This is a genomic window from Hoeflea sp. TYP-13, assembly GCF_040932035.1.
Taxonomy (GTDB): domain Bacteria; phylum Pseudomonadota; class Alphaproteobacteria; order Rhizobiales; family Rhizobiaceae; genus Hoeflea_A.
The window spans coordinates 411,966-438,844 of sequence record NZ_JBFRBB010000005.1 but is presented as its reverse complement, the minus strand read 5'-3'; the positions used below and the strand labels follow the sequence as shown (position 1 = coordinate 438,844).

General features: G+C 58.6%; 28 protein-coding genes. 13 read left to right on the top strand and 15 right to left on the bottom strand.

Going from position 1 to position 26,879, the window contains the following annotated elements; translation table 11 throughout:
* Positions 1-52: 52 nt before the first annotated feature.
* Entirely contained in the window at positions 53-517 is a 465-nt protein-coding gene (locus tag ABVT35_RS25120) for a L,D-transpeptidase (protein WP_368470451.1), read from the top strand.
* 16 nt (positions 518-533) lie between these two features.
* Here the strand turns inward: ABVT35_RS25120 and ABVT35_RS25115 are convergent, their stop codons facing one another.
* From ABVT35_RS25115 to tsaD, 6 genes are all read right to left on the bottom strand, one after another.
* Complete coding sequence (locus ABVT35_RS25115) at positions 534-941, bottom strand: DUF1761 domain-containing protein (RefSeq protein WP_368470321.1); 408 nt, start codon at positions 939-941, stop codon at positions 534-536.
* Between the two features lie 131 nt (positions 942-1,072).
* The gene (locus tag ABVT35_RS25110) at positions 1,073-1,717 is read right to left on the bottom strand and encodes a methyltransferase (RefSeq protein ID WP_368470318.1); all 645 of its coding nucleotides are present in this window, start codon (positions 1,715-1,717) and stop codon (positions 1,073-1,075) included.
* A 54-nt stretch (positions 1,718-1,771) separates the two neighbouring features.
* The gene (locus tag ABVT35_RS25105) at positions 1,772-2,200 is read right to left on the bottom strand and encodes an EVE domain-containing protein (protein ID WP_368470316.1); all 429 of its coding nucleotides are present in this window, start codon (positions 2,198-2,200) and stop codon (positions 1,772-1,774) included.
* A 3-nt stretch (positions 2,201-2,203) separates the two neighbouring features.
* The gene (locus ABVT35_RS25100) at positions 2,204-2,497 is read right to left on the bottom strand and encodes a YciI-like protein (RefSeq protein WP_368470315.1); all 294 of its coding nucleotides are present in this window, start codon (positions 2,495-2,497) and stop codon (positions 2,204-2,206) included.
* Between the two features lie 29 nt (positions 2,498-2,526).
* Entirely contained in the window at positions 2,527-3,522 is a 996-nt protein-coding gene (locus tag ABVT35_RS25095; protein WP_368470314.1) for an NAD(P)H-dependent glycerol-3-phosphate dehydrogenase, read from the bottom strand.
* Entirely contained in the window at positions 3,519-4,616 is a 1,098-nt protein-coding gene (gene tsaD, locus ABVT35_RS25090) for a tRNA (adenosine(37)-N6)-threonylcarbamoyltransferase complex transferase subunit TsaD (protein ID WP_368470313.1), read from the bottom strand. Before tsaD ends, ABVT35_RS25095 begins: the two co-directional genes overlap by 4 nt.
* A 72-nt stretch (positions 4,617-4,688) precedes the next feature.
* On the opposite strand from tsaD, the gene hemC reads away from it, so the two are divergent.
* The 6 genes from hemC (at position 4,689) to ABVT35_RS25060 (ending at position 11,364) form a co-directional block, all read left to right on the top strand.
* Positions 4,689-5,618 carry a hydroxymethylbilane synthase gene (gene hemC / locus ABVT35_RS25085; protein WP_368470312.1) on the top strand — a complete coding sequence of 310 codons (930 nt, stop codon included), beginning with the start codon at positions 4,689-4,691 and terminating at the stop codon, positions 5,616-5,618.
* Between the two features lie 3 nt (positions 5,619-5,621).
* Positions 5,622-6,374 (top strand): uroporphyrinogen-III synthase, encoded by a 753-nt coding sequence (locus tag ABVT35_RS25080; RefSeq protein WP_368470311.1) that lies wholly within the window; start codon positions 5,622-5,624, stop codon positions 6,372-6,374.
* Positions 6,375-6,483: 109 nt separating this feature from the next.
* Positions 6,484-8,049, top strand: a complete 1,566-nt coding sequence (locus ABVT35_RS25075) for a COG4223 family protein (protein ID WP_368470310.1) — start codon at positions 6,484-6,486, stop codon at positions 8,047-8,049.
* A 1-nt stretch (position 8,050) separates the two neighbouring features.
* Positions 8,051-9,949 carry a heme biosynthesis HemY N-terminal domain-containing protein gene (locus tag ABVT35_RS25070; RefSeq protein ID WP_368470309.1) on the top strand — a complete coding sequence of 633 codons (1,899 nt, stop codon included), beginning with the start codon at positions 8,051-8,053 and terminating at the stop codon, positions 9,947-9,949.
* 177 nt (positions 9,950-10,126) lie between these two features.
* Complete coding sequence (locus tag ABVT35_RS25065) at positions 10,127-10,594, top strand: TerB family tellurite resistance protein (protein WP_368470308.1); 468 nt, start codon at positions 10,127-10,129, stop codon at positions 10,592-10,594.
* On the top strand, positions 10,594-11,364 hold the full coding sequence (locus ABVT35_RS25060; protein WP_368470307.1) for a glutamine amidotransferase: 771 nt from the start codon (positions 10,594-10,596) through the stop codon (positions 11,362-11,364). The genes ABVT35_RS25065 and ABVT35_RS25060 overlap by 1 nt, the downstream gene beginning before the upstream one ends.
* On the opposite strand, the gene ABVT35_RS25055 is transcribed toward ABVT35_RS25060, so the two are convergent.
* Entirely contained in the window at positions 11,350-12,624 is a 1,275-nt protein-coding gene (locus tag ABVT35_RS25055; RefSeq protein ID WP_368470306.1) for an MFS transporter, read from the bottom strand. The two genes, ABVT35_RS25060 and ABVT35_RS25055, sit on opposite strands and share 15 nt — an antisense overlap.
* A 135-nt stretch (positions 12,625-12,759) precedes the next feature.
* On the opposite strand from ABVT35_RS25055, the gene ABVT35_RS25050 reads away from it, so the two are divergent.
* The 4 genes from ABVT35_RS25050 to ABVT35_RS25035 all read left to right on the top strand — a co-directional run bounded on the left by ABVT35_RS25050 (position 12,760) and on the right by ABVT35_RS25035 (position 15,199).
* On the top strand, positions 12,760-13,050 hold the full coding sequence (locus ABVT35_RS25050) for a YggT family protein (protein WP_368470305.1): 291 nt from the start codon (positions 12,760-12,762) through the stop codon (positions 13,048-13,050).
* Positions 13,047-13,370 carry a DUF167 family protein gene (locus ABVT35_RS25045; protein ID WP_368470304.1) on the top strand — a complete coding sequence of 108 codons (324 nt, stop codon included), beginning with the start codon at positions 13,047-13,049 and terminating at the stop codon, positions 13,368-13,370. Before ABVT35_RS25050 ends, ABVT35_RS25045 begins: the two co-directional genes overlap by 4 nt.
* Before the next feature lie 96 nt (positions 13,371-13,466).
* Positions 13,467-13,832 carry a BlaI/MecI/CopY family transcriptional regulator gene (locus ABVT35_RS25040; protein ID WP_368470303.1) on the top strand — a complete coding sequence of 122 codons (366 nt, stop codon included), beginning with the start codon at positions 13,467-13,469 and terminating at the stop codon, positions 13,830-13,832.
* On the top strand, positions 13,829-15,199 hold the full coding sequence (locus tag ABVT35_RS25035; RefSeq protein ID WP_368470302.1) for a M23/M56 family metallopeptidase: 1,371 nt from the start codon (positions 13,829-13,831) through the stop codon (positions 15,197-15,199). Before ABVT35_RS25040 ends, ABVT35_RS25035 begins: the two co-directional genes overlap by 4 nt.
* A gap of 85 nt (positions 15,200-15,284) precedes the next feature.
* Here ABVT35_RS25035 and ppa read toward each other — a convergent pair whose 3' ends face one another.
* The 6 genes from ppa to ABVT35_RS25005 all read right to left on the bottom strand — a co-directional run bounded on the left by ppa (position 15,285) and on the right by ABVT35_RS25005 (position 23,204).
* On the bottom strand, positions 15,285-15,809 hold the full coding sequence (gene ppa, locus ABVT35_RS25030; RefSeq protein ID WP_368470300.1) for an inorganic diphosphatase: 525 nt from the start codon (positions 15,807-15,809) through the stop codon (positions 15,285-15,287).
* Positions 15,810-15,967: 158 nt separating this feature from the next.
* Entirely contained in the window at positions 15,968-17,110 is a 1,143-nt protein-coding gene (locus tag ABVT35_RS25025) for a hypothetical protein (protein WP_368470298.1), read from the bottom strand.
* 124 nt (positions 17,111-17,234) lie between these two features.
* Positions 17,235-17,741: an N-acetyltransferase family protein gene (locus ABVT35_RS25020; protein WP_368470297.1), complete on the bottom strand. Its 507-nt coding sequence runs from the start codon at positions 17,739-17,741 to the stop codon at positions 17,235-17,237.
* Between the two features lie 132 nt (positions 17,742-17,873).
* Positions 17,874-19,700: a translational GTPase TypA gene (typA, locus tag ABVT35_RS25015; protein WP_368470295.1), complete on the bottom strand. Its 1,827-nt coding sequence runs from the start codon at positions 19,698-19,700 to the stop codon at positions 17,874-17,876.
* Between the two features lie 114 nt (positions 19,701-19,814).
* Complete coding sequence (locus tag ABVT35_RS25010; protein WP_368470294.1) at positions 19,815-21,854, bottom strand: M3 family metallopeptidase; 2,040 nt, start codon at positions 21,852-21,854, stop codon at positions 19,815-19,817.
* A gap of 132 nt (positions 21,855-21,986) precedes the next feature.
* The gene (locus tag ABVT35_RS25005) at positions 21,987-23,204 is read right to left on the bottom strand and encodes an argininosuccinate synthase (protein ID WP_368470293.1); all 1,218 of its coding nucleotides are present in this window, start codon (positions 23,202-23,204) and stop codon (positions 21,987-21,989) included.
* Between the two features lie 182 nt (positions 23,205-23,386).
* On the opposite strand from ABVT35_RS25005, the gene ABVT35_RS25000 reads away from it, so the two are divergent.
* Together ABVT35_RS25000 and ABVT35_RS24995 are read left to right on the top strand one after the other, a co-directional pair.
* Positions 23,387-24,028 carry a LysE family translocator gene (locus tag ABVT35_RS25000; RefSeq protein ID WP_368470291.1) on the top strand — a complete coding sequence of 214 codons (642 nt, stop codon included), beginning with the start codon at positions 23,387-23,389 and terminating at the stop codon, positions 24,026-24,028.
* Between the two features lie 111 nt (positions 24,029-24,139).
* Entirely contained in the window at positions 24,140-24,949 is an 810-nt protein-coding gene (locus tag ABVT35_RS24995; RefSeq protein WP_368470289.1) for an FkbM family methyltransferase, read from the top strand.
* Positions 24,950-24,978: 29 nt separating this feature from the next.
* Here the strand turns inward: ABVT35_RS24995 and ABVT35_RS24990 are convergent, their stop codons facing one another.
* A complete protein-coding gene (locus tag ABVT35_RS24990) occupies positions 24,979-25,440 on the bottom strand; it encodes a hypothetical protein (protein WP_368470287.1) in 462 nt (153 codons plus the stop codon).
* Positions 25,441-25,442: 2 nt separating this feature from the next.
* Positions 25,443-26,693, bottom strand: coding sequence for a 23S rRNA (adenine(2503)-C(2))-methyltransferase RlmN (gene rlmN / locus ABVT35_RS24985; RefSeq protein ID WP_368470285.1), 1,251 nt, complete (start codon positions 26,691-26,693; stop codon positions 25,443-25,445).
* Between the last annotated feature and the right edge of the window lie 186 nt (positions 26,694-26,879).

The window sequence follows — 26,879 nt, the reverse complement described above, 5'->3', positions numbered from 1 at the left end:
GCTGCACGCAGTTATTGTGCGTCGCAATCCAAGGTCCCCTACGAACGCTCAGCTGAACGCAGATGGCCTTGTTTTTCAGGCTTTTTTGGGGCGCTCCGGGTGTACCGCCTTCAAGGCCGAGGGAGACGGTGCGACGCCGCTGGCGCGGATGCGCATTGCCTATGGGTTCTACCGGGCAGACCGGGTCTCATTGCCGCAAACCCGCCTGCCGATGATCCCGGTCCGCGCCGATATGGGATGGTGCGACGCGCCGGATCATCCATCCTACAACCGGCCGGTTCGCCTGCCCTTCGGCGCCTCTCATGAGGTTTTGATGCGCAACGACCGCCTTTACGACATATGCCTGGTTCTGGACTGGAATATTTCTGAGCGCCGTCGCCACCGCGGCAGTGCCATTTTCATGCACCTGACCCATCCCGAGGGAAAACCGACCGAGGGATGCATTGCTGTCAGCCCCAGCGCAATGAGACGGCTGCTGCCGCTTTTGCGCAAGGGGACCGTCGTTCAGGTTTTATGATCCGCGTTATGCGGTTTCAGACGTCAAACCAGCCGATGATTGCACCCATGGCCAGAAGCACCAGCAGCCAGTGGATGCCGTCGATAACGGTCAGGTCCCAGCCAAAGCCCTGATAGCGATGGTTGACTGCAAGCGTCGTCGCAACGAATCCGAGCCATATGAAAAAGCCCGAGATCAGGCCGTTCAGCGGCGTTACCTGTCCCTCGCCCAGGTGACCGATGACGCCGGCGAGCATGAACGCCATGATCAGCTCGCAAACGATCGAGTTGATAAACAGCATCGGCGACATCTTGGTATCGTCCGGATTGATGCGCGCCGCTTTCATCCACGGGCCGCCAAGTATGCCGTAATAGGCGCCGCCGATGATAAATCCCGCGACCGTGGCAACGAGAATGCCCACATAACTCACACCTGCAAAATCCATGATGCTTCTCCCGTGCAGCCGGTTCTGACGCCATCAAATGATTCGGAATTGAATGTGTCCGCCCGAATGGCAGCATGGGGCCGCAAAATGAGCCGGCAGTCAAGACAAGCGGAACCGGACCCGGCATTCGTTCAGGCAAATCGCCATACGGTTGTCTTCTTGACTTCGGAATCTTCAAGTGCGCGGGTGACCGGCACTTCGTAAACCGCCAGTTGCTCAAGCCGGTCACGCGGGCAGTAGGAGCGTCCGGGATCGCCGACCAGGACCTCCGCCCCCCGGCGGGCAAGGTCTTCAAACCACGGGATCAGTGCGCCTGCCAGCGCCTGATCATAAAAGACGTCGCCGGCAAGGACGACCTGCCAGCCGTCGTCAGTGCCAATGATTTCGTCGCTGCGCGTTGCAATGACGGTTTTGTTGCGGACGGCGTTCATGGCCGTTGCCATGGCGGCCCAGGGATCGATATCGCAGGCGGACACCGCAGCCGCGCCGGCCATCTTTGCGGCAATAGCCACCAGTCCAGAGCCACTGGCGAAATCGAGCACGGATTTGCCGCGTACCAATTCGGGATTATCCAGGACGTAGCGTGCAAGACCTTGTCCTCCGGCCCATGCAAAGGCCCAATAGGGCGGCGGCAGGCCGATGGCTTCAAGCTCTTCTTCCGTTTTCTGCCATAAATCGTGTGCTTCAGAGGCAAGGTGCAACAGGATTTCCGGAACATGGGGCGGCGCCATGACGCCGGTGTTTTGGGCAATGAAGACCTGAGCTTCGGTCTTCATCTGCGTTGGCGCCCTGTTTTTCCAAAAGCCGGTACCCACTGTTCGGACCTCGCTCTAGCGCGGCGGATTGTCGACCCCTCCCATGCGGCACACCTCCAGATATTCTTCTTCCGTGACCGGCTGGACCGAAAGGCGCGTGTTCGTCACCAGCGCCATTTCGGCAAGCGCGGGGTTGGCTTTTACATCCGGCAGCGACACCGGGTCCGGCATATCGCACACGGCCTTGATGTCGACGCATTCCCAGCGTTCGTCATCCGTGGTCGAATCAGGATGGATCTCGTTGCAGATCTCGACGATACCGACAACTTCCAGCCCTTCATTGGAATGATAGAAGAAGCCCTTGTCGCCGAGCTTCATGGCCCGCATGTTGTTGCGGGCCTGGTAATTGCGGATGCCATCCCATTCCTCGCCGGCCTCGCCCTTGGCTTTTTGATCCTCCCAGGACCATTTGAAGGGTTCCGATTTGAACAGCCAATACGCCATGCTTCAAGCTCCCGGATTGTTGAAGACCCAGTTGTAGGGCCGGATGTCGACGCCGGCAAACAAGCCAGCCTTGGCATAGGGATCGTCGGCGGCAATTTTTTCCGCATCTTCCATGCTATCTGCCTCTATGACCACCAGGCTGCCGCACGGCTTTTCGTTTTCATTGAGAAAGGGTCCGGCGATCTTCAGGGCGCCCTTGTCGTTGAGACCGTTGAGATAAGTCACATGATCAGGCCGGACTTCCATACGCAGATCGAGACTGTCCGGTTTATCGTTGCAGATCAGGGCAAATAGCATTGGCGTATCCTCGAGGTTTATGGACCTGTTTATTCCGATCTCAGCGGCCGGGTCATCAGTGCATCAACGGCGTCGTCGATGCCAAGATGTCCGCCAAGAATGGCGGCGACGGCCTGGGTAATCGGCATGTCGATATTCTTTTCCGCGCTGATTTTCGCAGCGATCGAAGCGGTGAAGGCGCCCTCCGAAAGCGGTGCGTCCGGGGCCATCAATTCGTCAAGCGCTTTGCCCTGTCCGAGCGCCAGGCCGAAGCGCAGGTTACGTGACTGGTGGCTGGTTGCCGTCAGGACAAGATCACCGAGACCGGAAAGGCCGGATACCGTTCTGGCGGCACCGCCATGGGCCTTGGCAAAGCGCATCAGTTCAGCCAGGCCGCGGGCAATGAGCGCCGCGCGTGCGGATTCGCCGAGGCCCCTGCCCTCAACGATGCCGCAGGCAATTGCCAGGACGTTTTTCAGTGCGCCGCCGGTTTCCACTCCGATTACGTCGTCGGAGGCATAGAGCCTGAACGTCCCGCACGAGATGCGCCGGGCCAGCTTCTCGGCGACACCGGCATGTGCCGAGGCGATCGTCATTGCCGTCGGCAGGCCCTTGGCAATGTCCGCGGCAAACCCCGGGCCGGAGAGAACAGCAGTCGGATGATCGGGCAAAACCTCATCGACGACGTCGGCAAGGAAAAGGCCGCTGGACTGCTCGATGCCTTTGGCACAGATGACGAGACTGGTGCTTGTCCCGATTTTTTTGCCGTAAGTCTGCAATGCACCGCGCAACGCCTGCGATGGCACAGCGAGAAGGATGATATCGGCTGCTGAAAGCTCAGAGGCATCGGCCGTTGCGGTCAGACTTGCGGGTAGCGTCAATCCGGACAGGGCTTTTTCATTCTTCCGTTGCCTCTGGATGGTCTCCATCCGCGTTGCATCGCGCCCGACCAGTGTGACCGTGTCGCCCTCACTGGCGGCCACGGCGGCGAGTGCCGTTCCGAAGGCGCCCGCGCCGAGGACGGCGATGCTTGCTTTTTCAGTCATGCCTTTGCTCCCCGCTTGCCATGGCCGATGAGAGTTGCCGAGCGTTCGTCGAGCGGCCAGCGCGGCCGCGGCGCAGTATCGAGACTGTCGGCTGCCAGGCCCTTTGCCCTTCTTTCAGCCGCGGCCCAGGCGATCATGACGGCGTTGTCGGTGCACAGACGGTGAGGCGGTGCGACGAAACGGAAGCCGTTTTTCTCGCACAGGTCCTCCAAAGCCTGCCTGATCATATGGTTGGCCGCAACGCCGCCGGCAACGACTAGCGCCGGCTTCTCGCATATACCGGCATATTCGTCGGTAAAGCGCTTGAGGCTGCGCTCCACGCGTTCATGCAGCGTGGCGGTGATGGCGGTCTGAAACGAGGCGCAGATGTCTGCAATATCCTTGTCGGTGACCGGCGCAATCGACCCGGCCGTCTGGCGAACGGCGGTTTTAAGGCCGGAAAAGGAAAAATCGAGCCGCTTGTCGCCACGAAGCGGCCTAGGCAGGGCAAAACGGTTGCCATCGCCATCCATTGCCGCCTTTTCGACGGCGGGACCGCCCGGATAGGGCAGGCCAAGGAGTTTTGCCGTCTTGTCGAAGGCTTCACCCAGCGCATCGTCAATAGTCGTGCCCCAGCGCTCATAGTCACCCACGCCGCGCACCAGCACCATCTGCGTGTGACCGCCGGAGACCAGCAGCAGAAGATAAGGAAAATCCAGACCGTCGGTCAGGCGTGCCGTCAACGCATGCCCCTCGAGGTGATTGATCGCGTATAGCGGCTTTTTCGCCGCTGCCGCCAGTGCCTTGGCGGTCATCAGACCGACAATCAGGCCGCCGATCAGGCCGGGACCAGATGTCGCAGCGATCGCATCGAGCCGGTCAATTTCCATATTCGCTTCGCGCAGGGCTTCACCAACAAGCCCGTCAAGCATTTCGACATGTGCACGCGCGGCAATTTCCGGAACAACACCCCCGAATGCGGCGTGTTCCTCCAGTTGGCTGAAGACGACGTCGGACAGGATTTCACCCCTGCCGTCGCTGTAACGGCGCACAACGGCTGCCGCCGTTTCATCGCAGCTGGTTTCTATGCCGAGAATGCAGGTCGATCTTTCCATTGGCCGTTTCGGTGATTGCGGAATGCCGGATTCCTGTTTACCTGTGCCTCTGGTAATAACGGAATTCAACAGATGCAAACAAAACCTTTCCGTATCGGCACACGAGGCAGCCCGCTGGCGTTGGCCCAGGCAGAGGAAACGCGCGATCGTCTGATGGCCGCGCATGACCTTGCGAGCGATGCCTTCGAGATTGTTGTTATATCGACAAAGGGCGACCGGGTGACCGACCGGCCATTGTCCGAAATCGGTGGAAAGGGGCTTTTCACCGAGGAAATCGAGGCGCAGCTTTCCGACGGCCGTATCGATATTGCGGTTCATTCGTCGAAGGATATGCCGACCGTATTGCCGGACGGGCTTTATCTTTCCGCCTTTTTGCCGCGCGAAGATGTGCGCGATGCGTTTATCGGCGGTGCTGCGCGCTCGATTGCCGAGCTGCCGCAGGGGGCGGTTGTCGGCACCTCGTCATTGCGCCGTCAGGCAATGGTACGCCGCATGCGGCCGGATCTGGATGTGGTTGCCTTTCGCGGCAATGTTCAAACCCGCATGCGCAAACTCGAAGAAGGGGTGGTCGACGGAACACTGCTTGCAATGGCCGGCCTTCGCCGGCTCGGGCTCGAAGGCCATGCAACGCATGTCATGGATACGGAGACGTTTCTGCCGGCGCTCGGGCAAGGCGCGATCTGCATCGAGAGCCGTGAAGCCGACGACGTCACGGATGTCATGCTTGCACCGATCAACGACCCGGCAACCAAAACCGCGCTTTTGTGCGAACGGGCGTTTCTTGCCGCACTTGACGGCTCCTGCCGCACACCCATTGCGGGCCTTGCAACAATTGCGGGCGGAATAATTTCGTTCACCGGAATGGTCCTGTCGCCGGACGGCAAGACAAGCTTTGACGTATCGCGTGAAGGATCCGAAGCCGATGCGGTCAAACTGGGGCGCTCAGCCGGAGAAGAGATCAGAGCGCAAGCGGGACCAGGATTTTTCGAAAGCTGGGTGTGACGCGTGAAGGTTGTTGTCACAAGGCCTGAACCGGGTGCGAGCCGTACGGCTCAAATCCTGCGCGAGCGCGGTCATGAACCGATCCTCATGCCGCTGAGCCGCGCGGTCGATCTGCAGCCGGACAGGGTAAAACTGGCGGCAAACCACACAGGTGCCTATGCGGTGACCAGCTCCAATGCGATTCGCAGCTGGTTTGCGCTCGGCATCGAACCCTCTTGTCTTGAACGCCCGCTCTATGCCGTTGGAGATAGAACTGGCAATACCGCCCGGCAGGCCGGATTTGCGGATGTGCGTACCGGCGGCGGCGACGGTGCCGGACTGGCCGGGAAAATCATCAGCGACGTTGATTCAGGCAATTTGCTGCTATCGACGGACGCACGCCTGACCTATGTGGCGGGGACGGTCCGGCATTCGCATTTCGAAAGCGCACTTGCTGCACGAAAAGCACCGGTTTCAGTCGTCGAAATATACAAAATCGAGAATATCAGTTATTCAACTGACTTTATTTTCCGGCTGTTTTCGGCGAATGCTCCAGATGCTGTATTGCTCTATTCCCGAAAGGCCGCCGAACGGTTTTTTGATGTTTCGAAAGGCGACGATATCTGTAAGCTTTTGAAAAGCAGTCGCTTTTTATGTATTAGCAAAAATGTTTCAGATGCAGTTCCGGAGCAGTTTGGACAGCAAACGGCCATTGCGGCGTCACCAAAGGAAGAAAATCTGCTGGCGCTTTTGGACCGGAGCGACAATTTGTTCTGAAGAAATCGCAGTTGTATCTCTTCCATCGCAATTCCACCGACACTAGATTTGGGACGGACAAATTGGCCGTCCTTTTGATCCGTAACATGTCTTCTTAAGAGGGTTATCCATGGCACAGGGCAGTAAGCCACGTCACTCGCGCAGTACCCGCAAACCGGTCACCATCGATCTGGAACCGGAGGCGGTTTCCGAAGACAAAAAGCCCGCGAAAGACGACAAGAAGCCTGCAACCGGAGCCAAGTCCGCGGCGGCAAAATCAACACCGGCTGTTGGCGCCAAAGCCAAAGCAGAACAGGCAAAGGCTGACAAATCAAAAGCCGACGAAGACAAGAAAGCCGCAGCCAGTGCTGCCGAAAAGGTAAAGGCGGAGGCCGCGCGTGCCGCAAAGGCCATGGAAAGCACGACAGCGGCAAAAGGCGACAACAAAGCAAAAGCGGACGGGCCGGGCAAAAAATCCGAACCGGTTGCGAGCAAGCCGGGTGGAGCATCGAAACCGGCTACGGATACCGGGCATTCTCAAAAGAGCGATACGCAAAAGGCAGAGCCGCAAAAATCACATAGCGGCGGCGGAGTCCGTGCAGTAACAGCGGGACTGGCGGGTGGCGTCGTTGCAATAGCCATTTTTGCCGGGTTGCAATGGGGTGGTGTCTTGCCGGCGCCCGGAGCGTCCGGCTCGCAATCCGGCGGTATCAGCGCTGAGCTTGAGGCGCTCAAACAATCGGTCGCATCACTCGAGAGCGGGGCCGCCGACGGCACGGCATCGGTCTCAAAGGCGCTGGAAGACCGTATCAGTGCAATCGAAAAGGCTGCCGGCTCTGCTGCGAACAGTGCCGATGGCTCCTCGCTTGCGGCGTTGAAGGAGCAGGTTTCGGCACTGGAAGCGAAAGTCGGCGCTGTGGCGGGTTCCGGTCAGGACAATGCACTTTCAGCGGTCACGGAAAAGCTGACGGCGCTTGAAAAGGCGCAGGCCGACCGGCAGGCGGATTTTTCAAAGCTTCAATCCTCAGTGACGGACCTGACGAACAGGATCGGCACAGACGAGGCCAAGCAGGATCAGTCGCTGCAGGCACTCGATGCCAGACTTGCGTCAATCGAAAAATCACTGGAAGGACCGCGTGAGGACATCAAGGTTGCCCGCGCTCTTGCCGCGGCAAGCCTGAAGGCGGCAATCGACCGCGGCGGAGCGTTCATGGCCGAACTGGAAGCATTTGCCAGCGTCGATGGCGACAGCCCGGCAATTGAACAGTTGAACACGCTGGCGGCGAGCGGTGTTCCATCGCGCGCGACGCTGCTCAATGAATTTCCGTCCGTTGCAACCGATATGATCAATGCTGCGACCGGAAGCACCCCGGACACAGGCTGGGTCGACAGGCTGATGAACAGCGCGACCTCGCTGGTCCAGGTCAGACCGGTCGGCGAGGTTTCGGGTGACAGCGTGCAGGCCATCGTCGCGCGCATGGAAACAAAGCTGAACAATGGCGACTTGCAGGGCGCCGTCAATGAGTGGAAGACCCTGCCCGAAGCCTCCCGCAAGGTTTCCGGAGACTACGAAAAGGATCTTGAAGCCCGCATTCTGGTGGAAAAGCTGGTTTCCGGGACAGTGAATGCAGCACTGCCCAAGGAGGCGGCAACAACAAATTCCACTGCAACAACGCAGACCGGGGGCGAAAACTAAGATGATCCGCTTGCTTATATACATCGCAGTCGTACTGCTGTTCGGCTTCGGTTTTGCGTGGCTTGCCGACCGCCCAGGCGATCTGGTGATAACCTGGCAGGGTCAGCGCATCGAAATGTCGCTCATGGTGGCAGCCACCGCCGTCGTCACACTGGTCGCCGTCATCATGTTCGGCTGGTGGCTCATCCGCACGCTTGCCGCCTCGCCCCATCTGGTCACCCGTTATTTCCGGGCACGCAAGAGAGACCGCGGTTATCAGGCTCTGTCGACGGGACTGATCGCAGCCGGTGCCGGCGATGCGGCAACTGCCCGCAAAATGACCCAGCGCACGATGGGTCTTTTGCGTTCGGATCAGGAGCCGCTTATTCACCTGCTCGACGCCCAAACCGCGCTGATCGAAGGCAAGGACGCCGAAGCGCGGGCAAAATTCGAAGCTATGGTCGAAGATCCGGAAACGCGGGAGTTGGGCCTGCGCGGCCTTTATCTTGAAGCCCGCAAGCTCGGTGCCATGGAGGCGGCGCAGCACTATGCGGAGGAAGCGGCGGAAAAAGCCCCGCATCTGCCGTGGGCTGCTGAGGCGGCGCTTGGATTCAGATCCGCGGACGGCGCCTGGGACGATGCTATCAGGCTCCTGGAAAAACAGCGTATGGCCCGGGTTATCGACAAATCCGATGCGGACCGCAAAAAGGCGGTGCTTCTGACCGCCCGCGCAATGGACAAGCTCGAGCAGGGCGATGTTGCCGGGGCCCGTGCCGATGGTGTCGAAGCCAACCGGCTGGCGGGCGATCTTGTGCCGGCCGGCCTGATCGCCGCACAGGCGCTCTACCGGGAAAACAGTCTTCGCAAGGGGTCGCGCATCCTGGAAAAACTCTGGAAGGCCGAACCGCATCCGGAAATTGCCGAAGCCTATGTCCGGGCGCGGCCGGGTGATTCGACGCATGACCGGTTGAAGCGGGCGCAGAAGCTGGAAAGTTTCAAACGCAACAATGTCGAGTCGCTCTATGCGGTTGCCCGTGCTGCGCTCGATGCACAGGAATTTACCCTGGCGCGCGAAAAAGCGGAGGCTGCCGTGCGCGTTCAGGCACGCGAGGGCCTTTATCTGTTGCTGGCCGATATTGAAGAGGCAGAGACCGGTGACCAGGGTCGCGTGCGCCATTGGCTTACACAGGCGGTCAGAGCGCCGCGCGATCCGGCCTGGACCGCCGATGGTTACGTCGCCGAACAGTGGGCACCCGTATCGCCGGTGACCGGCAAGCTCGATGCATTCGAGTGGAAGGTTCCGGTCGAGCAGATTGCCGGCCGCGTCGAGGATGTCGATTCGGCCCATGCCGATGCGGAGCAGGCCATTAAATCGCTGCCGCCAGTGGCAGTTACCGCTGTTGCAGAGGAAAAACCGGCCGACATTGCGCCCGTTGCCGCCGCTCCGGTTTTAGAGGATGTTGCCGATCCGCAGCCGATAGACGTCGAAACGGAGCCGATGAAAGAAGAGCCGGTAGACGCAGACACTTCGGCGGAGCAGGAAGATCAGGCTGAAACTCCGCAGCCGGTTGTCGAGGAAACCGTCGAAGAGGCCGTGGTTGTATCCGTAACCGAGCCGGAAAAGAAACCGGACGTCATCGATGGCGAAGTCGTTGCTCCTTCAGAAGAACCTGTCGAAGCCAAAGCCGAGGATGCTGCCGAGCCGGACGGAAAGCCGGAGGATATTGAGGTTGCCGAGAAGGAGCCGGCGGTTGAAAAGGCGGCAAGCAAGGGCGAAACCCATATCGTCACCGACGCGGTCGGGGTGGACAAAGACAAGGCGCGTGAGGCGGCTTTCCTTTCCAAGCCGCCGGACGATCCGGGTGTCGGCAACGGGGCGCCCAAGGAAGAAGAACCGAAATCACGTTTTCGTTTGTTTTAAGGGCTTTGGAATTCCATTTCTTGCTTCGCAGCCGGATGCACCTAGATTAGTGCATCGGGAGCCAATTGCTGATGCGCCTTTGCATAGCCCAGCGGGCAATGTTATTTGCAAAGATGCGGTCAGGCCACAAGAGCCGGCCGGTATTGAGGGATAGGCCGCGACTGGCGGAACTGTGGAATGTTTGATCGGTTACAAAAATTCATTCAGACACTGGGCGGCGAAGAGCAGGCGGAGCTGTCACGCGACGATCCGCGTGTCGCAGCTGCAGCGCTTTTTTTCCATGTGATCGACGCCGATGGCGTCTCCGACCCGGCCGAACGGGACAAGCTGCGCGAGCTTTTGGTGCAGCAATATGCGCTCGACAAGAACGAATTGCAGAAACTGATGGATGCCGGCAAGCAGGCGGAAGACGAGTCCGTTGACTTCTACGCCTTTACCAGCGTCCTGAAACGCTCGCTCGACGCCGAACAGCGGGTCAATTTCATCGAGCTCATGTGGGAGATGGTCTATGCCGACGGCGTGCGCCATGAGCTTGAGGACAACATAGTCTGGCGCGTTGCCGAATTGCTCGGCGTGTCCGACCGCGATCGCGTGCTTATGCGGCAAAGGGTTGCCACGCGCGTGGGTGCCGGAGAAGACGGCTGATGCTTCACCATCGTCCCGACGAGGCGGAGGGGCCCAACAAGATACTGGTGATCCTGCATCAGGAGGGGTCAAGCCCGGGCAGGGTTGGGCAGATGCTGCTCAGGGCTGGCTTCGATCTCGATATCAGACGACATGCGCTGGGCGACCCGCTTCCCGACACGCTTGACGACCATGCCGGGGCCGTCATATTCGGCGGACCGATGAGCGCCAATGACGACGAAGACTATGTACGGCGCGAGATCGACTGGCATCGTGTGCCGCTTCGCGAGAACAAGCCCTATCTCGGCATCTGCCTTGGAGCGCAGATGCTTGTGCGGCACCTTGGCGGGACGGTTTCCGGCCATAATGACGGCCTGACCGAAATCGGCTGGTATCCGCTGCAGTCGACGCCCGTGGGCGAGGCGCTGATGGACTGGCCGGATATGGTCTACCAGTTTCATCGGGAGGGTTTCAGCCTGCCGGACGGAGCCGCGCTTCTGGCGACGGCCGACGACTATACCAACCAGGCCTTCCGCTATGGCCAGAACGCCTGGGGCATACAGTTTCATGCCGAGCTGACGCAGGTCATGATGCAGCGCTGGGTGGTGCGGGGCGCCCATCGTTTTGTGCTGCCTGGCGCGCAGCTGGGACATGACCATCTGAAAGGCCGATTGCTCTACGACGCCAATCTGCGTCACTGGCTGGCAAATTTCCTGCAAGTCGTGTTCGGCAGGGCGATACCGGAAGAGGTCGCGCCGTCCCGCAAACCGTCCCGGTCACGCGCGCTCTGATCTGTGCTCGACACGCTCCAGCTGCTGGATATTGCGCAGCGACGGAAAGATCAAAGCCCAAAGCCCGGCAACACCCACGGCGCCCACACCGCCGATAATGACTGCAGGCACGGCGCCGATCAGCGCCGCCATGCCGCCGGCGCGGAATTCGCCCAGTTCATTGGAAGCGCCGATGAACACCATATTGACTGCGCTGACGCGGCCGCGCAGCGCGTCCGGCGTCCAAAGCTGTATGAGTGTCTGCCGCACATAGACGGAAATCATGTCAGACGCACCCATAACGATCAGCGCGAGGATGGATATCCAGGTAATGGTCGATATGCCGAACACCACCGTTGCAGCGCCGAAAAGACCGACGGCGACAAACATGGTGATGCCGGCATGATTGCGGAATGGATGGGCGGCCAGGTAAACGGCCATCAAGATTGCGCCAATTCCGGGCGCGGCGCGCAGCAGGCCGAGGCCCCAGGGCCCGAGATCAAGAACGTCACGGGCAAAAACCGGCATCAGGGCAACCGCACCGCCCAGCAGAACGGCGAACATGTCGAGTGAAATGGCACCCAGAACGATCTTCTCGCGCCAGATATAGCGAAAGCCGGCTGAGAGGGTCTCCCAGCTCTGATTGTGCACCCCGCGTTCCTGCTGCGGCCTGGGGATCGCGAAAATCAGCACCGAGGCAAAGGCAAACAGCACAAAGCTCGTCCAGTAGGGCACCGACGCGCCGAGCCCGTATAACAGCCCGCCGGCAACCGGCCCCAGGATTGTGGCGCTTTGCCAGGAAATCGAGTTCCAGGCGATAGCGTTGGCCAGATCTTCTTCAGGCACGAGGTTTGGAGCAAGCGACGTTGACGCGGGCGCGAAAAAGGCGCGGGTGATACCGAAGACGAGGAGCACGCCGAAGACCGGCAGCGGCGAGGTCAGGCCGCGCATCGTCAGATAAATCAGTGCGCCGGCGGCCAGCAGTGCGACGATTTCGCAGATGCCCATGATCATACGGCGGCCGAACCGGTCCGATACTGCGCCGGTTACCAGGATCAGCACCAGGGACGGCAGAAACTGAACAAGGCCGATTATGCCGAGATCGAATGGATCACGGGTCAGATCGTAGATCTGCCAGCCGACCGCGACGGCGATGACCTGCATGCCGAAAGCCGACAGGAAGCGGGCAAACCAGTAACGGCTGTAGGATTTATGCCGGAACGCGTCAAAGCGGCCAGCAGCGTCTTTTTCATGGTGCTGCATGGCAGACCGGTTTGGCATGAGGGAACATCAAGCCCTTTATAGAGCCTGAGGGCGAATTGCAAAGTCCGGCAAATCTTTTCGATTAGGAGTTTGCGGACTTGCCGCAACGCGATGCAATGGCTACATGTCGAAAATCAAATATTGGAGACCGCGATGATTGCCCTTTTTCAGACCATTGACCTGGCTTTGGGGATCTACACCTGGATAATTATCGGCAGCGCCATTTTTTCCTGGCTCTATGCCTTTAACGTCGTCAATACGGGCAATCGCTTTGTAGGCATGATCGGCGAGTTCCTATACAAGGCGACGGAACCGGCCCTGCGGCCGATCCGGCGCATCCTGCCGGATCTCGGCGGGCTTGATATCTCTCCGATCGTGCTACTTCTGATCATCTTTTTCATTCGCCGCCTGCTGTGGACCAGCGTCTTTCCGATGGTGAGTTGACCGCCACGCCTCAGGGCTGGTTTCGAATCGCCCGTAACGGACTGCAGCTCTTTGTCCGGCTGACGCCGGGCGCGTCAAAAGACGGGATCGATGGTATCGAAGAAGGTGCCGACGGGCGTGCCTATCTGAAAATCCGGGTCCGGGCAGTTCCCGAAAAAGGCAGGGCCAACAGGGCGCTGATTGCTCTGCTGGCCAAGCGCGGCGGTGTTGCGAAAAGCAGCATCAAGGTCACGTCAGGGGAAACCCACCGCATGAAAACCCTGCTGTTTGAGGGCGACGGCAAGGCGCTCCGTGAAGCGGCCTGGCGCCTTGTGCAGTAGCTTCGAACTTCCAAAATGAGGGCATTTCCTGTTGGGGGTTGACATCGTGCGACATCTGTCGCGTACTTGTGACAAATGCCACAAGCGATGGATGTCATGCAACCTTCTCCAAGTGAATTGCCGCTGCTGAAAGCCCTTTGGTCTAACGACAGGCTCAGTGCACGTGAACTGCACGACCGGGTCGCCAGCCAACTTGGCTGGTCGTTGTCGTCGACGCGAAAAACCCTTGACAGGATGATCGACAAGGGCCTTGTCGCGGCGGAGGACCAGCACGGGATGAAGGTCTACAGGGCCGCCGTTGAAAAGGTGTCGACGCTGGCGGGTCTCACCCGGCAATTCGCCCGCGCCGTTCTGGAGATCGACGGTCCGCTTCCAACGTCTTCATTTACCGGCAGCAAAATCCTCTCCGAGGACGAGCTGGAGGAGCTGCAGAAATTTCTTGATGAAGAGGGTGGCAAATGACCCTCATATCCGCACTGCTTTTCAGCCTGGTCTGGGGCGCTGTTATCTGGCTTGCCATGCTTTCTGCATATCACGGCGGGTTGGCCCGATTGTGCAGCCCGCGCATTTATCTGATCTCGATTTTGGCAGTGATCCTGCCGTGCGCCTTGATGTTGACAGGCTGGACGGTACCGGCAGCGCAAACACCGAGTTTAGCGATCTTAGATGGCGGTTCAGATCTTGAATTCCTCGAACTGCCGGCGTCGGTCGGGCGACTTGTCATGGAACCCGGTCGAAACAGCGCGGACTGGCTTGTCTGGCTGGTCCTGTCCGTCTACGTGGCTGGTCTGCTGGTTCATTTGCTGGTATTTGCGCGCGGCTTTACGCGCCTCGCTTCGCTCTTGCGTGGTGCTCGTCCGGTTCACGAATTCTCCGTCGGCAGGCCCGTTCTGAGGACATCGGCGCCGGTCGCGCCATTTGCAGTTGGCGGGCGGCACCCTTGCATCGTTCTTCCTGATGCGATGATCAGCAATTGGCCGCAGGCGCGGCTTGCAATGGTTGCCGCGCATGAGGAAGCGCATCTGCGGCATCGCGATCCCGATATCGCATTCGTCCTTGCGTTCGCTGTCGCGCTGTTCTGGTTCAATCCGTTTGTGCGCGATCTTGTGGTTCGATGGCGCCATGCCTGCGAGCTGCGGGCCGATGCGGCTGTCCTCAGGCAAGCAACGGCTGAGACCAGAAAATCCTATGCGGAGACATTACTGGATGCGATGCGGATCGCGAACGGTTTCGCTGCAAATTTCCTGTCACCATCGTTTTCCCACCGCAGCATAAGGAGCGACAAAATGCGCATCAGTGCCATCTTGAAGGGTTTTGAATATTCAGGCCGCGGGCTGCCGAGGCTGATTGCCCACTGTGCCGTCCTGTCGCTGGTTGCAGTGGGTGGCGCAGGTGCCCTGGCCACCTCAACAGGCTCGTTAAAGTCCATGGATTCTTTCATTCCTGGTGGTTGGGTTACGTCCCCATTTGGCGTCCCGCGTCCATTTCTCAGGGATCACACCGGCATCGATGTCGCTGCCCAACTCAGGACCCCGATTGCCGCGCCGGCCGATGCGGTCGTCCTGCAGGCAACGGACCTTTTCCGGGGAGAACCGCGGTGGGGCAAAGCGGTGGTTCTGCAGTTCGACGATGATCTCGTTGTCTGGTTTACTCATCTCCACAGCTATTGGGTCGAGCCGGGCGACAAGGTGGCAAAGGGTACGTATTTCGGCACCGTGGGCAACACCGGCCTATCCAAGGGGCCGCATGTCCATATTGAAGCCTACAGGGGCGCGGAGCGTGTTGATCCGGCGACGGTGTGGCCGTTTTTGAAGGTGTCGAAAAAATAGGCCGGACGATCGTGAGATTTGCCGCCCGCATTTGTGTGCAGCCGGATTGTCACCGGCTGCAAAACCGCCTTTCAGAAATCAGGCTCTATTTGGCGCGCTCGATCGATTCGACAATCAGCTTTCTGGCGATGTCGGCGCCCTGCCAGTCGCCGATCTTGACCCATTTACCGGGCTCAAGATCCTTGTAATGCTCGAAGAAATGCTCGATCTGCTGCAGCGTGATATCGGGCATATCCTTGAATTCATTTACTTTATCGTAGCGCTTGGTCAGCCGTGAAGACGGAACCGCAATGATTTTTTCATCCTGGCCGGCATTGTCTTCCATGATCAGCACGCCAATCGGGCGGGCATTGATCACACAGCCGGGCACCAGCGGCCTTGTGTTGCAGACAAGCACGTCGATCGGGTCGCCATCTTCGGACAGCGTGTGGGGAACGAAGCCGTAGTTCCCGGGATAGGCCATCGGGGTATAGAGGAACCGGTCAACAACAAGTGTTCCGGCATCCTTGTCCATTTCATATTTGATCGGCTGGCCACCCACCGGCACTTCGATGATGACGTTGACATCGTTCGGCGGATTGTCGCCGATTGTAATAGCGTCTATGCGCATGGTGCATCCTGTTATTACTCGTATCCCGGAACACTGGTCATCGCCCGATGCGGCGTAACCGGTTCCTTTGATCTTGGCTTGGGGCGGGAAATAGCCTTTTGTGCGCTGCAGCGCAACCTGTCTTTGGTCCAAGATCCTGTTGGGGACAACTGGCCGGATCAGTTCTCCCGAACTGGCGGCATGGAAAAGAAGACCGGCTGCCTTTGCCGGCCATAGACGGCAATCAGAACCAGGCACAGCGCAATGAGATAGGCAAAATAGAAGCGTGAATCATACAGCGGAAACACCACAAACTTTGCCGGTACCGCAACCAGGATGGACGTGATCGCGACCCCCTCGCGTCGGGTGAATGAAAAATTGTTGCGCAGCATGAGGGCAAGCAGGAAGACCAGCGCCAGCAACACGCCGAGCCATTTCTGCTCGACTATCGACCGCACCACGGTTTTAACGATGATCTGGATATAGGTGATCACGGAAAAGGGCGGATCGAAGCCTTCCAGCGTCGGTACATATTCGACATTGCTGAACCACATATGGACCCACCAGCCGGGATGGGCCGACATGCCGGAAATTGCGAATGTGGCTGCAAGCCCTGCGATGAATGAAAGAACAACGCCCCGGCTCCACGGCCTGACGACGACCGACACGACTGCAAAGACGCCGACCAGGGCGAGGTGGTCGGGCCGTGCGAGAATGGCAAGCAGAAAGGCAATGCCGGCGCTGAAACCGCGCTCGCTGACATAGAGCAGGACGCCGGCCACCAGGAACACAGCGGAAAAGAGATCCGGCGTTACAAGCCGGGCCGCGTCGCCGAACCCGGTCAGCATCAGCGCGACGATTGCCAGAGGCGCAAGGGCCAGGCTTTTGCGCTCGCCCAGCCAAAGCAACGTCAAGCAACCGAAGCCGGCCGCCGAAATGGTCGAGACCCAGCGCAATGCTTCAACAGGATTGGTCCAGTTGGTCAGCAGTTGCGCGAATTCAATGTAAAGGAGCTTTACCCGGTAAAAGCCGAGCATGGTGATGAAGGCATCGGGATCTTCATACTGGGCGATGCGGTAGGGCCGGTCTGAGGTCAGCACGACAAACTGGCCGTCGCTCACATTCTGCTGCACCAGCCCATAGGCGTCCGTATGCAGTTCGTGTCCGAGGTGCCCGCCATTTTCAAGGATCGTGGCCACATAGGCGATCATGTCCCAATTGGCGAGAGGAAAAAATAATGCCACTGCGCAAATGGTGGCGACATACAAAACCAGGATCAGTCCGCCAGCGATATCGCCCGGCCCTCGCAATATGCTCTTCAACCGATTTGTCCCCCCGGATAAATCACAGCCGCATTTTCGCACCCGTTGGCCGCCCGCGAAAGGCAGCTGCCACATGGTTCAAGGACCGGCAAATTTCAGCAACAGGCAATAACCGCTTGGCCGCTCAGGGCCATACAAAGGCAATCTTTTTCAGCGGACGTTTGTCGAAGGTCTCCGAACCTTCGGCAATGTCGATGCCGCCCAGCGCCATGTAGAAATTCACCGCTCGCTCATTTTCTTCCAGCGTCCAAACGACCATGCCCTTGCACCCCAGGGAGCCGAGCAGTCTGCGCGCCTCGCCGAACAGGCGGCTTCCAAGGCCGATCCCCTGATATTCTGGCCGCAGATAAAGCTCGTAAATCTCGCCTTCCTGGGGAAGCGAGCGCGCCCTGTTAAGGCCAAGTGTTGCATAGCCGGCGATTGCGCCGTCAACTTCCAGCACCAGAATGCTTGTCGATCCGCGAATGGCGCGCTGCCACCAGGCATAGCTGCGCCGCTCAACCATCGCCATCAGCGTGCGGTACGGAATGAGACCGGAATAGGCATGTTGCCAGGCGGCACGATGGGTCTCGGATATCGCTATCGCGTCATCCGGTTCCGCTCGTCTTACATCAACCGCTAGCGTCGTCATGACTGAATCCTAACCGTTCCGGTATGAATCGCGAAGGGTTCCGTGCATCATGCCGGCCCGTACCCACAGGTAAAACCCGCAGCTACAGGCCCAGATTAACGGATTGTTAAACGGTCAGGCAAGGGCAGACGGTCAGGCAGACAGCGCGGTTTTCGATTTTTCGAACCGTTTGCGCTCGTGCGGGTCCAGGTAAAGTTTTCGCAGCCGGATGGTTTTCGGTGTAACTTCAACAAGTTCGTCATCCTGGATCCACGAAAGGGCGCGTTCCAGCGTCATGCGGATGGGCGGCGTCAACTTGACGGCCTCGTCTTTGCCCGAAGCGCGCATATTGGTTAATTTCTTGCCTTTGAGCACATTGACTTCCAGATCATTGTCGCGCGTGTGGATGCCGACAATCATGCCCTCATAGACCTTTTCGCCTGCATCGATGACCATCGGACCGCGATCTTCCAGGTTAAACAATGCATAGGCGACGGATTCGCCGGCTTCATTGGCAAGCAGGACGCCGTTCACACGGCCGTCGATTTCACCCTTGTAGGGCTGATAATCGTGAAACAGCCGGTTCATTATGGCCGTGCCCCGGGTGTCGGTCAGAAGCTCGGACTGATAACCGATCAGACCACGGGTCGGAGCATGAAAAACCAGCCGAACGCGGCTGCCGCCCGAGGGGCGCAGTTCGACCATTTCGGCCTTGCGCTCTGACATTTTCTGCACAACGACACCGGAGTGCTCGTCGTCGACGTCGATGACAACTTCCTCGACCGGCTCCATTAGCGTGCCGTTTTCGTCCTTTTGCATGACCACACGTGGCCGTGATACGGCAAGCTCAAAGCCTTCGCGGCGCATGGTCTCGATCAGCACCGCAAGCTGCAGCTCGCCGCGTCCGGAAACGTAGAAGGAATCCTTGTCGTCGGCTTCCTCGATCTTCAGCGCCACATTGCCTTCGGCCTCCTTCATCAGGCGATCGCGGATGACGCGGCTTGTCACCTTGTCGCCTTCCGTGCCCGCAAGCGGAGAATCGTTGACGATGAAGGACATCGTGACCGTCGGCGGGTCGATGGGTTGGGCTTCGAGCGGTTCGCTGATTTCGGGAACGCAGTATGTGTCTGCGACGGTGCCCTTGGTCAGACCGGCAATGGCGACAATGTCGCCGGCGCGGCCCTCGTCGATCGGCTGGCGTTCGATACCGCGGAAGGCGAGGATCTTCGATACCCGGCCCTGCTCGAGCAATTCACCATTGCGGTCCATGACCTTGATCGGTTGATTGGGCTTGATGCTGCCGGAATGAATACGGCCGGTGATGATGCGGCCGAGGAACGGATTTGCTTCCAGGATCGTGCCGATCATGCGGAACTGGCCCTCGCCGACGCTAGGCTCGGGAACGTGATCCAGCACCAGGTCGAACAGCGGGGCAAGGCCCTTGTCCTTCGGACCTTCAGGCTCGTAGTTCATCCAGCCGTCGCGGCCTGAACCGTAGAGGATGGGGAAATCAAGCTGCTCGTCATTGGCATCGAGCGCAGCAAAAAGGTCAAAGACCTCGTTGATGACTTCTTCGGCCCGGGCGTCCGGCCGGTCGATCTTGTTGACAGCAACGATGGGCTTAAGGCCCACCTTCAGGGCTTTGCCGACGACAAATTTGGTCTGCGGCATCGGCCCTTCCGCCGCGTCGACGAGCACAATCGCGCCATCGACCATGTTGAGGATGCGTTCGACCTCGCCGCCGAAATCGGCGTGGCCGGGCGTGTCGACAATGTTGATGCGCACATCGTTCCAGACAACGGATGTCGCCTTGGCAAGGATGGTGATGCCGCGTTCTTTCTCCAGCTCGTTGGAATCCATGATGCGTTCGGCAACGCGCTGGTTGTCGCGGAAGGCGCCGGACTGTTTCAGGAGTTCGTCAACGAGTGTTGTTTTCCCATGATCGACATGGGCGATAATCGCAATATTGCGCATAGACATGAGTTCTACCTGGGGGTTTTGCGCGCGCGCTTGGGCGCAGCTGCTATTCCGTTGCTGCGCTCATACAGGGTTTTGTGCGTTTGCGAAAGAGGGGTGTTCCAAAAGACCCGCCGGTCAGGCCGCAAGCCCCTTCTTTTTCAGCATTGCTGAGGCGTCCGGCATCTTGCCGCGGAATGCAAGGTAGGTGTCCTCCGGATCGATGCTGCCGCCGGCCGAATAGATATGGCGGTGCAGCCGCTCAGCCGTCTCGTCGTGAAACACGTCGCCGGTTTCCTCAAAGGCGCTGAAGGCATCGGCGTCCAGAACCTCGGACCACATATAGGAATAGTAGCCTGCCGAATATCCGTCTCCGGAAAAGACATGCATGAAATGCGGTGTTCGGTGGCGCATGACGATAGCGCTCGGCATTCCGAGTTCGGCAAGTTTTTCCGCCTCGAATGCCAGGGGATCGCTGATCTTGCCCGATGTGTGAAACGCCATGTCGACCAGCGCTGAAGCAGTGTATTCGATGGCGGCGAAACCACCGTTGAAATTGCGTGCCGCCAGCACCTTGTCGAGCAGGTCTTGCGGTATCGGCTCGCCCGTTTCGTGGTGAACGGCATAGCGGCGCAAGACATCCGGTACCGTCAGCCAGTGCTCGTAAAGCTGCGAAGGCAGTTCGACGAAATCACGCGATACTGACGTGCCTGATACCGAGGGATGATCGACATCTGACAACAGGCCGTGCAGTGCGTGCCCGAATTCGTGAAACAGCGTACGCGCGTCATCCAGCGACAGAAGCGCCGGCTTTCCGGCGGGCGGTTTGGCAAAGTTCATCACATTGTAGATGATGGGAATCTGCCCGCCATCCAGCCGGTGCTGGCTTTGGAAACTGCTCATCCAGGCACCGGACCGCTTGCTTGGCCGGGCGAAATAGTCGCCCAGGAAAAGACCTATCAAGTTGTCGTTTTCATTTCTGATTTCAAAGACCCGCACATCCGGATGATAGGCTTCAAGGTCCGGGCGTTCGGATGCTTTCAAACCAAACAGTCGATTGGCGACGGAAAAGCACGCCTCGATAATGTTTTCAAGCTGCAGATAGGGTTTAAGCTCGGCTTCGGAGAAGTTGAACTTGCGTGCGCGCAGCTTTTCCGAATAGTGACGCCAGTCCCAGGGCGCGACCGAGTGGTTCCTGCCCTCTTCGGCGATAAGCAGCGCAATCTCGTCTTCTTCCTTGCGGGCGCGCAGCAGCGCCCGGTCCCAGACCTTCATCAACAGGGCATTCACCGCGTCCGGAGTCTTGGCCATGGTGTCGTCGAGCTTGAACTCTGCAAAACTGCCATATCCCAGCAGGCCGGCTTTTTCCTCCCTGAGGGCAAGGATTCGGGCGACATTGGCGAGATTGTCAGTCTCGCCATCATTTTCTCCGCGCGAGGTCCATGCGGTGAAGGCGTATTCGCGCAGGTCCCGCCGTTCGGAAAAGGTCAGGAACGGCTCTATGATCGATCGCGAAAGGGTCACCGCATAGGGTTCGGAAAGCTCCCGTTCGCGAGCCGCAGCGGCCATGGCATCGCGCAGGAAATCCGGAATGCCTTCAAGATCCTCTTCCGTTGACAGCCCCAGGAACCAGGATTTTTCATCCGCCAGAACGTTCTGGCTGAAGCTTGCGCCGAGACTGGCGAGCTCCTCATTGATTTCCGCAAGGCGCTTCTGCTCGACAGCGTTCAGCCGGGCGCCGGCACGTACGAAGCTCTTCCAGTGTCTTTCGAGGACCCGCAAGGCCTCGGAACCGAGGTCGAGATTTTCTCGCGCCTGCCAGAGCGCATCGACACGGGCAAACAGGGCGGCATTCATGGCGATGGCTGAATAATGTCGCGCGAGCTTGGGCGCGATGTCGCGCTCGAGCGCCTGGATTGCCTCGTTGGAGTGGGCGCCGGCCCGATTCCAGAACAGCGCCGAAACGCGTTCGAGCGCGTCGCCGGACGTCTCCAGCGATATGATCGTATTGTCATAGTCGGGAGGCGCCGGATTGTCCGCAATCCGGTCGATCTCGGCCTGGTGGCGGATCAGTGCTTCATCAAAGGCCAGGGCCAGATCATCGTCTTTGACCCGGTCGAACCGTGGCAAGCCTGCCGGCCCGTTCCAATTGAAGACATGATCATTGACATCGCTCATCCTGCAGGCCCCCAGTATAGACGATAGTAGGATGCGATGTAGGCGGCGGCCCTGCCCGATACAAGGGCTTGCCCAAAAGAGTGAAAAGAATCAGCAAATGCGCCCGCGGTTGGCGGGCGCATTTTGCAACGGCTATTTGTTGCGTGCTGCCAATGTGCGCAGACGCAGCGCGTTGAGCTTGATGAAACCCGCCGCGTCCTTCTGATCATAGGCGCCCTGGTCGTCCTCGAAGGTTACCAGCTGGTCGGAATAGAGTGACTTATCGGATTCGCGTCCGGTGACAATGACATTGCCCTTGTAGAGCTTCAGGCGCACCTTGCCTTCAACGTCCCGCTGGCTTTGATCGATTGCGGCCTGAAGCATCTCGCGTTCCGGTGAGAACCAGAAGCCGTTGTAGATGAGCTCGGCGTAACGCGGCATCAGCTCATCCTTGAGGTGAGCAGCGCCGCGGTCGAGCGTGATCGATTCCATGGCCCGGTGTGCGGCCAGCAGGATTGTTCCGCCCGGCGTTTCATAGACACCGCGCGATTTCATGCCGACAAAGCGGTTCTCGACCAGGTCGAGGCGGCCAATGCCGTTGTCACGGCCATAGTCATTGAGCTTGGCAAAGAGCGTTGCGGGTGACATTATTTTCCCGTTGAGCGCAACGGCATCGCCTTTCTCGAACTCGATTTCAATGGCCGTAGCCTCATCGGGCGCCTCTTCCGGAGAAATGGTGCGCTGATAGACATAGGCCGGCGGCTCTTCCCACGGATCTTCCAGCACTTTGCCCTCCGACGAGGAGTGCAGCATGTTGGCGTCAACCGAGAAAGGCGCTTCGCCGCGCTTGTCCTTGGGGATCGGTATCTGGTGCTTTTCGGCAAAATCGATGAGATCGGTCCGCGATTTCAGCGACCAGTCGCGCCAGGGCGCGATGATCTTGATATCCGGATTGAGCGCATAGGCCGCAAGTTCGAAACGGACCTGGTCGTTGCCCTTGCCGGTAGCGCCATGGGCAATGGCGTCGGCGCCGGTATCGCGGGCGATGTCGATCAGCCGTTTGGATATCAGCGGGCGGGCTATCGACGTGCCGAGCAGATAAACGCCTTCATAGACCGCATTGGCGCGGAACATCGGAAAGACATAGTTGGAAATGAATTCCTCGCGCAGATCCTCGATATAGATTTCGCGAATGCCCAGCATTTCGGCCTTTTTTCGCGCCGGCTCCAGCTCATCGCCCTGGCCAAGATCCGCGGTGAATGTGACAACCTCGGCGTTCAGCTCGGTTTGCAGCCATTTCAATATGATGGATGTATCCAACCCGCCGGAATAGGCGAGCACGACCTTTTTCACATCTTTCAGAGCGCTCATTGTATAATCCGTTGCTTGCATGTGACCGGGTTCGAGGACCCGTACTGGTTTAATCAGTGCTGGAGCCGGCGTGCAATTCGAGTATTATCGCGGCGGCTCGTCAGCGCTTCTTTACAGGGTGTCCTTCCCGCAATCAATCGGGGGCGGCAATCAATCGCGGCTCCCAACAATCGGGTATTTGCATGCATTTCATACCGGACCTTCCTGTTCTGATCGCCTTTGCCGTGGCATCGCTTTTGCTTGCGGTAACGCCCGGACCAGACATGACGCTTTTTATCGGCAGGGCGCTGTCGGATGGGCGGGCGGCGGCAATTGCCGTTCTGTCGGGAACGATGACAGGGATCGTGGTTCACACGGTCCTGGTCGCCTTCGGCATATCGGCGCTTGTGGTGGCCTCACCGACGGCCTTCATGATCCTGAAGACCGGTGGCGCCGCCTATCTGTTCTGGCTTGCCGTTCAGGCCGTGCGCAAGGGTGCGCGCTTCAGGCTTGGCGAGGTCGTGGAGCGGCGGCGCTCCCTGTATGCGAGCTGGAGCCACGGTCTTGCGGTCAATCTGCTGAATCCAAAGATCATCATCTTCTTCATGACATTCCTGCCGCAGTTCGTGTCGGCAGGCGACCCGTTTATTCGCGGCAAGCTGTTGTTTTTAGGGATGTTTTTTAATGTAATTTCGCTGCCGGTGTTGATATTGATGATATTTACTGCCGACAGGCTCGCCAACTGGCTGAGGGCCAACCGGCGTTTCATGCGGGCGCTGGACTATTGTTTTGCAAGCGTCTTTTCCGTCTTTGCGGTGCGTATCCTGTTGACAGAAGGAAAGTAACTTTTCCAAACGTCAAATAACATTGCGTCGCTATACTGAGGGTAGAATATATCTGCCGGCAGTCTAGAATGGCCGCACGTTGGGGCATCGCAACAAAGTTGGCAAATTCCTATGAGCAGGCTGAGCGTCCGTGTCAGACGATTGACGCGTGCTATTGCGGATTTCAAGAGCCGCGCAGCCAGTTCAATCCGCTATTACGGTCATTTGAAAGAGGTCACCGAGGCCGGCAAGACGGAATTCGGCATTCAGGCTGCGAATGCCAGGATCGACCATGAAGTTTCGCAAATCCTGCAGGATCTGAAGGCATCAAAATCGCAGTTTGGACAGGACCTCTTCGTGTTGTCCGAGCTCGGATTCAGGCGCAACGGCTTCTTCGTGGAATTTGGCGCAACTGACGGCGTATATCTCAGCAATACCCACCTGCTCGAATATTGCTATGGCTGGTCCGGGATACTGGCCGAACCGGCATCTCATTGGCTTAGAGCGCTGACCAAAAACAGGTCATGCGCCATCGACCGGAGATGCGTGTGGCATACAACGGGTGAGGTTCTGCGGTTTTCCGAACCGCGTTCGGCTGAATTTGCGACCATCTCCCAGTTCGTTTCCAGTGACATGCATGGTGCGATGAGAGCCGATGCCAGGGAATATGATGTCGAAACCGTGTCCCTGATGGATCTTTTAACAGAGCACAATGCTCCATCCCGGATCGACTATATTTCCATCGATACTGAGGGCAGCGAATTCGAAATACTGAACGCCTTCGATTTCGACAAATATGATGTCAGAACCGTTACTTGCGAACACAACCACACCGACCAGAGGGAGCGCATCTACGGACTCCTGACATCGGCCGGATTTGTCAGGAAATTCGAAGAACTGTCCGGTGTGGACGACTGGTATGTGAAGGTCGATCAGCCATAAGGTGCGCCCGTGCCGTGGCGATTGGCTTTCTAATCTGCCGGACGCTGCACCGGCAGCCAGTTGCCGGCACTGCGGCCGGCGACCAGCCAATAGGCAAGGCCGCCAATCATTCCGGTGGCAATGCTCATGAATAGAAATTCAAAATCCGTCGGCCGGCCCGTGCTTCTGATCACGGTAATGATCAGCGGCGCGATTGCAGCAATGGCACCACCGGTGAGTGCATAGAAAAGCCAGTCGCGCCGGCGGGTAAATTCGCTATAGAGAATAATGATCATGGCCGGGAAAAAAGCCACATAGCCGGTCATGCTCGAAAATGCGAATGCCGCAATGACCAGACCGGCGCCAAGGCCGGCATCGGAAAGCTGTGCGGCTTCGGGCGGTGTGATGATCCGGGTCAAGAAGGCAAGCGCAATTCCGGCTGCAAGCGATGCGGCAACAAAGCCGATCGTGATCATGATGAGCCGGATGAAAAAGAGCAGGAAACGATCCACGCTTAGCCCTCACCGTGGCCGGCAATCATCATGGCTTCGAGCGCCAGACGTTCGGATTTGCGCAGCCGTTCCGATTCCGACTTGAGTTGACCGCAGGCGGCAAGAATGTCACGCCCGCGCGGCGTGCGGATCGGCGAGGCGTAGCCGGCCTGGTTGACGAAATCGGCAAATTTTTCGATCTGTTCCCAGTCGGAGCATTCGTAGTTGCTGCCGGGCCAGGGGTTGAACGGAATGAGATTGATCTTTGCCGGAATGCCTTTCAGCAGGCGAACGAGATCGCGGGCATCTTCGAGCGTGTCGTTGACACCTTTGAGCATGACATATTCGAAGGTGATGCGCCGGGCATTGGACAGGCCGGGATAATCCCGGCAGGCCTGCATCAGTTCGGCAATCGGGAATTTCTTGTTGATCGGCACGAGCTCGTTGCGCAGGTCATCGCGCACGGCGTGGAGGGAAATTGCCAGCATGACGCCGATCTCTTCGCCAGTGCGGTAGATTTCCGGAACGACACCGGAGGTCGAAAGCGTGATGCGGCGCCTGGAAAGCGACAGGCCTTCATTGTCGGAGGCGATGAGAAGCGCAGTTTTGACATTGTCAAAATTATAAAGCGGCTCGCCCATGCCCATCATGACGATGTTGGAGATCTTGCGGCCCTCGGAAGGAACGATTGCGCCCTGGGGCGTGTCCTTGTGCGGAAAATCGCCGAGCCGGTCGCGGGCCAGCAAAAGCTGCGACAGGATTTCCTCCGCCGTCAGGTTTCGCACCAGCTTCTGCGTTCCCGTATGGCAGAAAGAGCAGGTCAGCGTGCAGCCCACCTGGCTGGAAATGCACAGTGTGCCGCGGCCTTCTTCAGGAATATAGACCGTTTCGATCTCCACCGGTTTTCCAGCGCCGCGCGGCGCGAACCGCAGTAGCCATTTGCGCGTGCCGTCTTCGGAAATCTGTTCGTCGACAATCTCCGGGCGGGCGATCGTATAACGACCGGCCAGCGTTCTGCGCAGTTCCTTCGACACGTTCAGCATGTCGTCAAAATCGGAAACGCCGCGCACATAAAGCCAGTGCCAGAGCTGCTGCACACGCATCTTGATCTGCCGGTCCTTGACGCCGGCTTCGCGCAGGGTCTCGCCCAGTTCTTCCCGGGTCATGCCGATCAGTGATGGTTTGCCGGTGTCAGCAGTGGATGCATCGGCGGCCTGTCGTGCGCCAAGCGCATCGCGGTTTTCAGTGTCTTTGAGGTCTATCGACAGGGGCATCTGGCAGATCTTTCAGATCATATGAATTTGAAGTGCGGATATGTGCAACCCGCGCGGCCTGCTTTCCGGCGCGCTGCTCTATCATCAATCGAAGCCCGCGTCACCCTCGACACGCAATCAGGCCCGGTATCAAGCATATAATGCCAAAAGGCCGGCGAAAAGCCGGCCTTTTGAAACTGCAACTGC

Bases quoted from the DNA above. Each gene is read 5' to 3' on its own strand.
- ABVT35_RS25075 (WP_368470310.1), top strand. From the start codon at position 6,484: ATGGCACAGGGCAGTAAGCCACGTCACTCGCGCAGTACCCGCAAACCG.
- typA (WP_368470295.1), bottom strand. From the start codon at position 19,700: ATGTCTATGCGCAATATTGCGATTATCGCCCATGTCGATCATGGGAAA.
- ABVT35_RS25010 (WP_368470294.1), bottom strand. From the start codon at position 21,854: ATGAGCGATGTCAATGATCATGTCTTCAATTGGAACGGGCCGGCAGGC.
- ABVT35_RS25000 (WP_368470291.1), top strand. From the start codon at position 23,387: ATGCATTTCATACCGGACCTTCCTGTTCTGATCGCCTTTGCCGTGGCA.
- ABVT35_RS25040 (WP_368470303.1), top strand. From the start codon at position 13,467: ATGCAACCTTCTCCAAGTGAATTGCCGCTGCTGAAAGCCCTTTGGTCT.
- ABVT35_RS25055 (WP_368470306.1), bottom strand. From the start codon at position 12,624: ATGCCAAACCGGTCTGCCATGCAGCACCATGAAAAAGACGCTGCTGGC.
- rlmN (WP_368470285.1), bottom strand. From the start codon at position 26,693: ATGCCCCTGTCGATAGACCTCAAAGACACTGAAAACCGCGATGCGCTT.
- ppa (WP_368470300.1), bottom strand. From the start codon at position 15,809: ATGCGCATAGACGCTATTACAATCGGCGACAATCCGCCGAACGATGTC.
- ABVT35_RS25105 (WP_368470316.1), bottom strand. From the start codon at position 2,200: ATGGCGTATTGGCTGTTCAAATCGGAACCCTTCAAATGGTCCTGGGAG.
- ABVT35_RS25115 (WP_368470321.1), bottom strand. From the start codon at position 941: ATGGATTTTGCAGGTGTGAGTTATGTGGGCATTCTCGTTGCCACGGTC.
- ABVT35_RS25060 (WP_368470307.1), top strand. From the start codon at position 10,594: ATGCTTCACCATCGTCCCGACGAGGCGGAGGGGCCCAACAAGATACTG.
- hemC (WP_368470312.1), top strand. From the start codon at position 4,689: ATGCAAACAAAACCTTTCCGTATCGGCACACGAGGCAGCCCGCTGGCG.
- ABVT35_RS25100 (WP_368470315.1), bottom strand. From the start codon at position 2,497: ATGCTATTTGCCCTGATCTGCAACGATAAACCGGACAGTCTCGATCTG.
- ABVT35_RS25110 (WP_368470318.1), bottom strand. From the start codon at position 1,717: ATGAAGACCGAAGCTCAGGTCTTCATTGCCCAAAACACCGGCGTCATG.
- ABVT35_RS25070 (WP_368470309.1), top strand. From the start codon at position 8,051: ATGATCCGCTTGCTTATATACATCGCAGTCGTACTGCTGTTCGGCTTC.
- tsaD (WP_368470313.1), bottom strand. From the start codon at position 4,616: ATGGAAAGATCGACCTGCATTCTCGGCATAGAAACCAGCTGCGATGAA.
- ABVT35_RS24995 (WP_368470289.1), top strand. From the start codon at position 24,140: ATGAGCAGGCTGAGCGTCCGTGTCAGACGATTGACGCGTGCTATTGCG.
- ABVT35_RS25005 (WP_368470293.1), bottom strand. From the start codon at position 23,204: ATGAGCGCTCTGAAAGATGTGAAAAAGGTCGTGCTCGCCTATTCCGGC.
- ABVT35_RS25065 (WP_368470308.1), top strand. From the start codon at position 10,127: ATGTTTGATCGGTTACAAAAATTCATTCAGACACTGGGCGGCGAAGAG.
- ABVT35_RS25050 (WP_368470305.1), top strand. From the start codon at position 12,760: ATGATTGCCCTTTTTCAGACCATTGACCTGGCTTTGGGGATCTACACC.
- ABVT35_RS25020 (WP_368470297.1), bottom strand. From the start codon at position 17,741: ATGACGACGCTAGCGGTTGATGTAAGACGAGCGGAACCGGATGACGCG.
- ABVT35_RS25035 (WP_368470302.1), top strand. From the start codon at position 13,829: ATGACCCTCATATCCGCACTGCTTTTCAGCCTGGTCTGGGGCGCTGTT.
- ABVT35_RS25095 (WP_368470314.1), bottom strand. From the start codon at position 3,522: ATGACTGAAAAAGCAAGCATCGCCGTCCTCGGCGCGGGCGCCTTCGGA.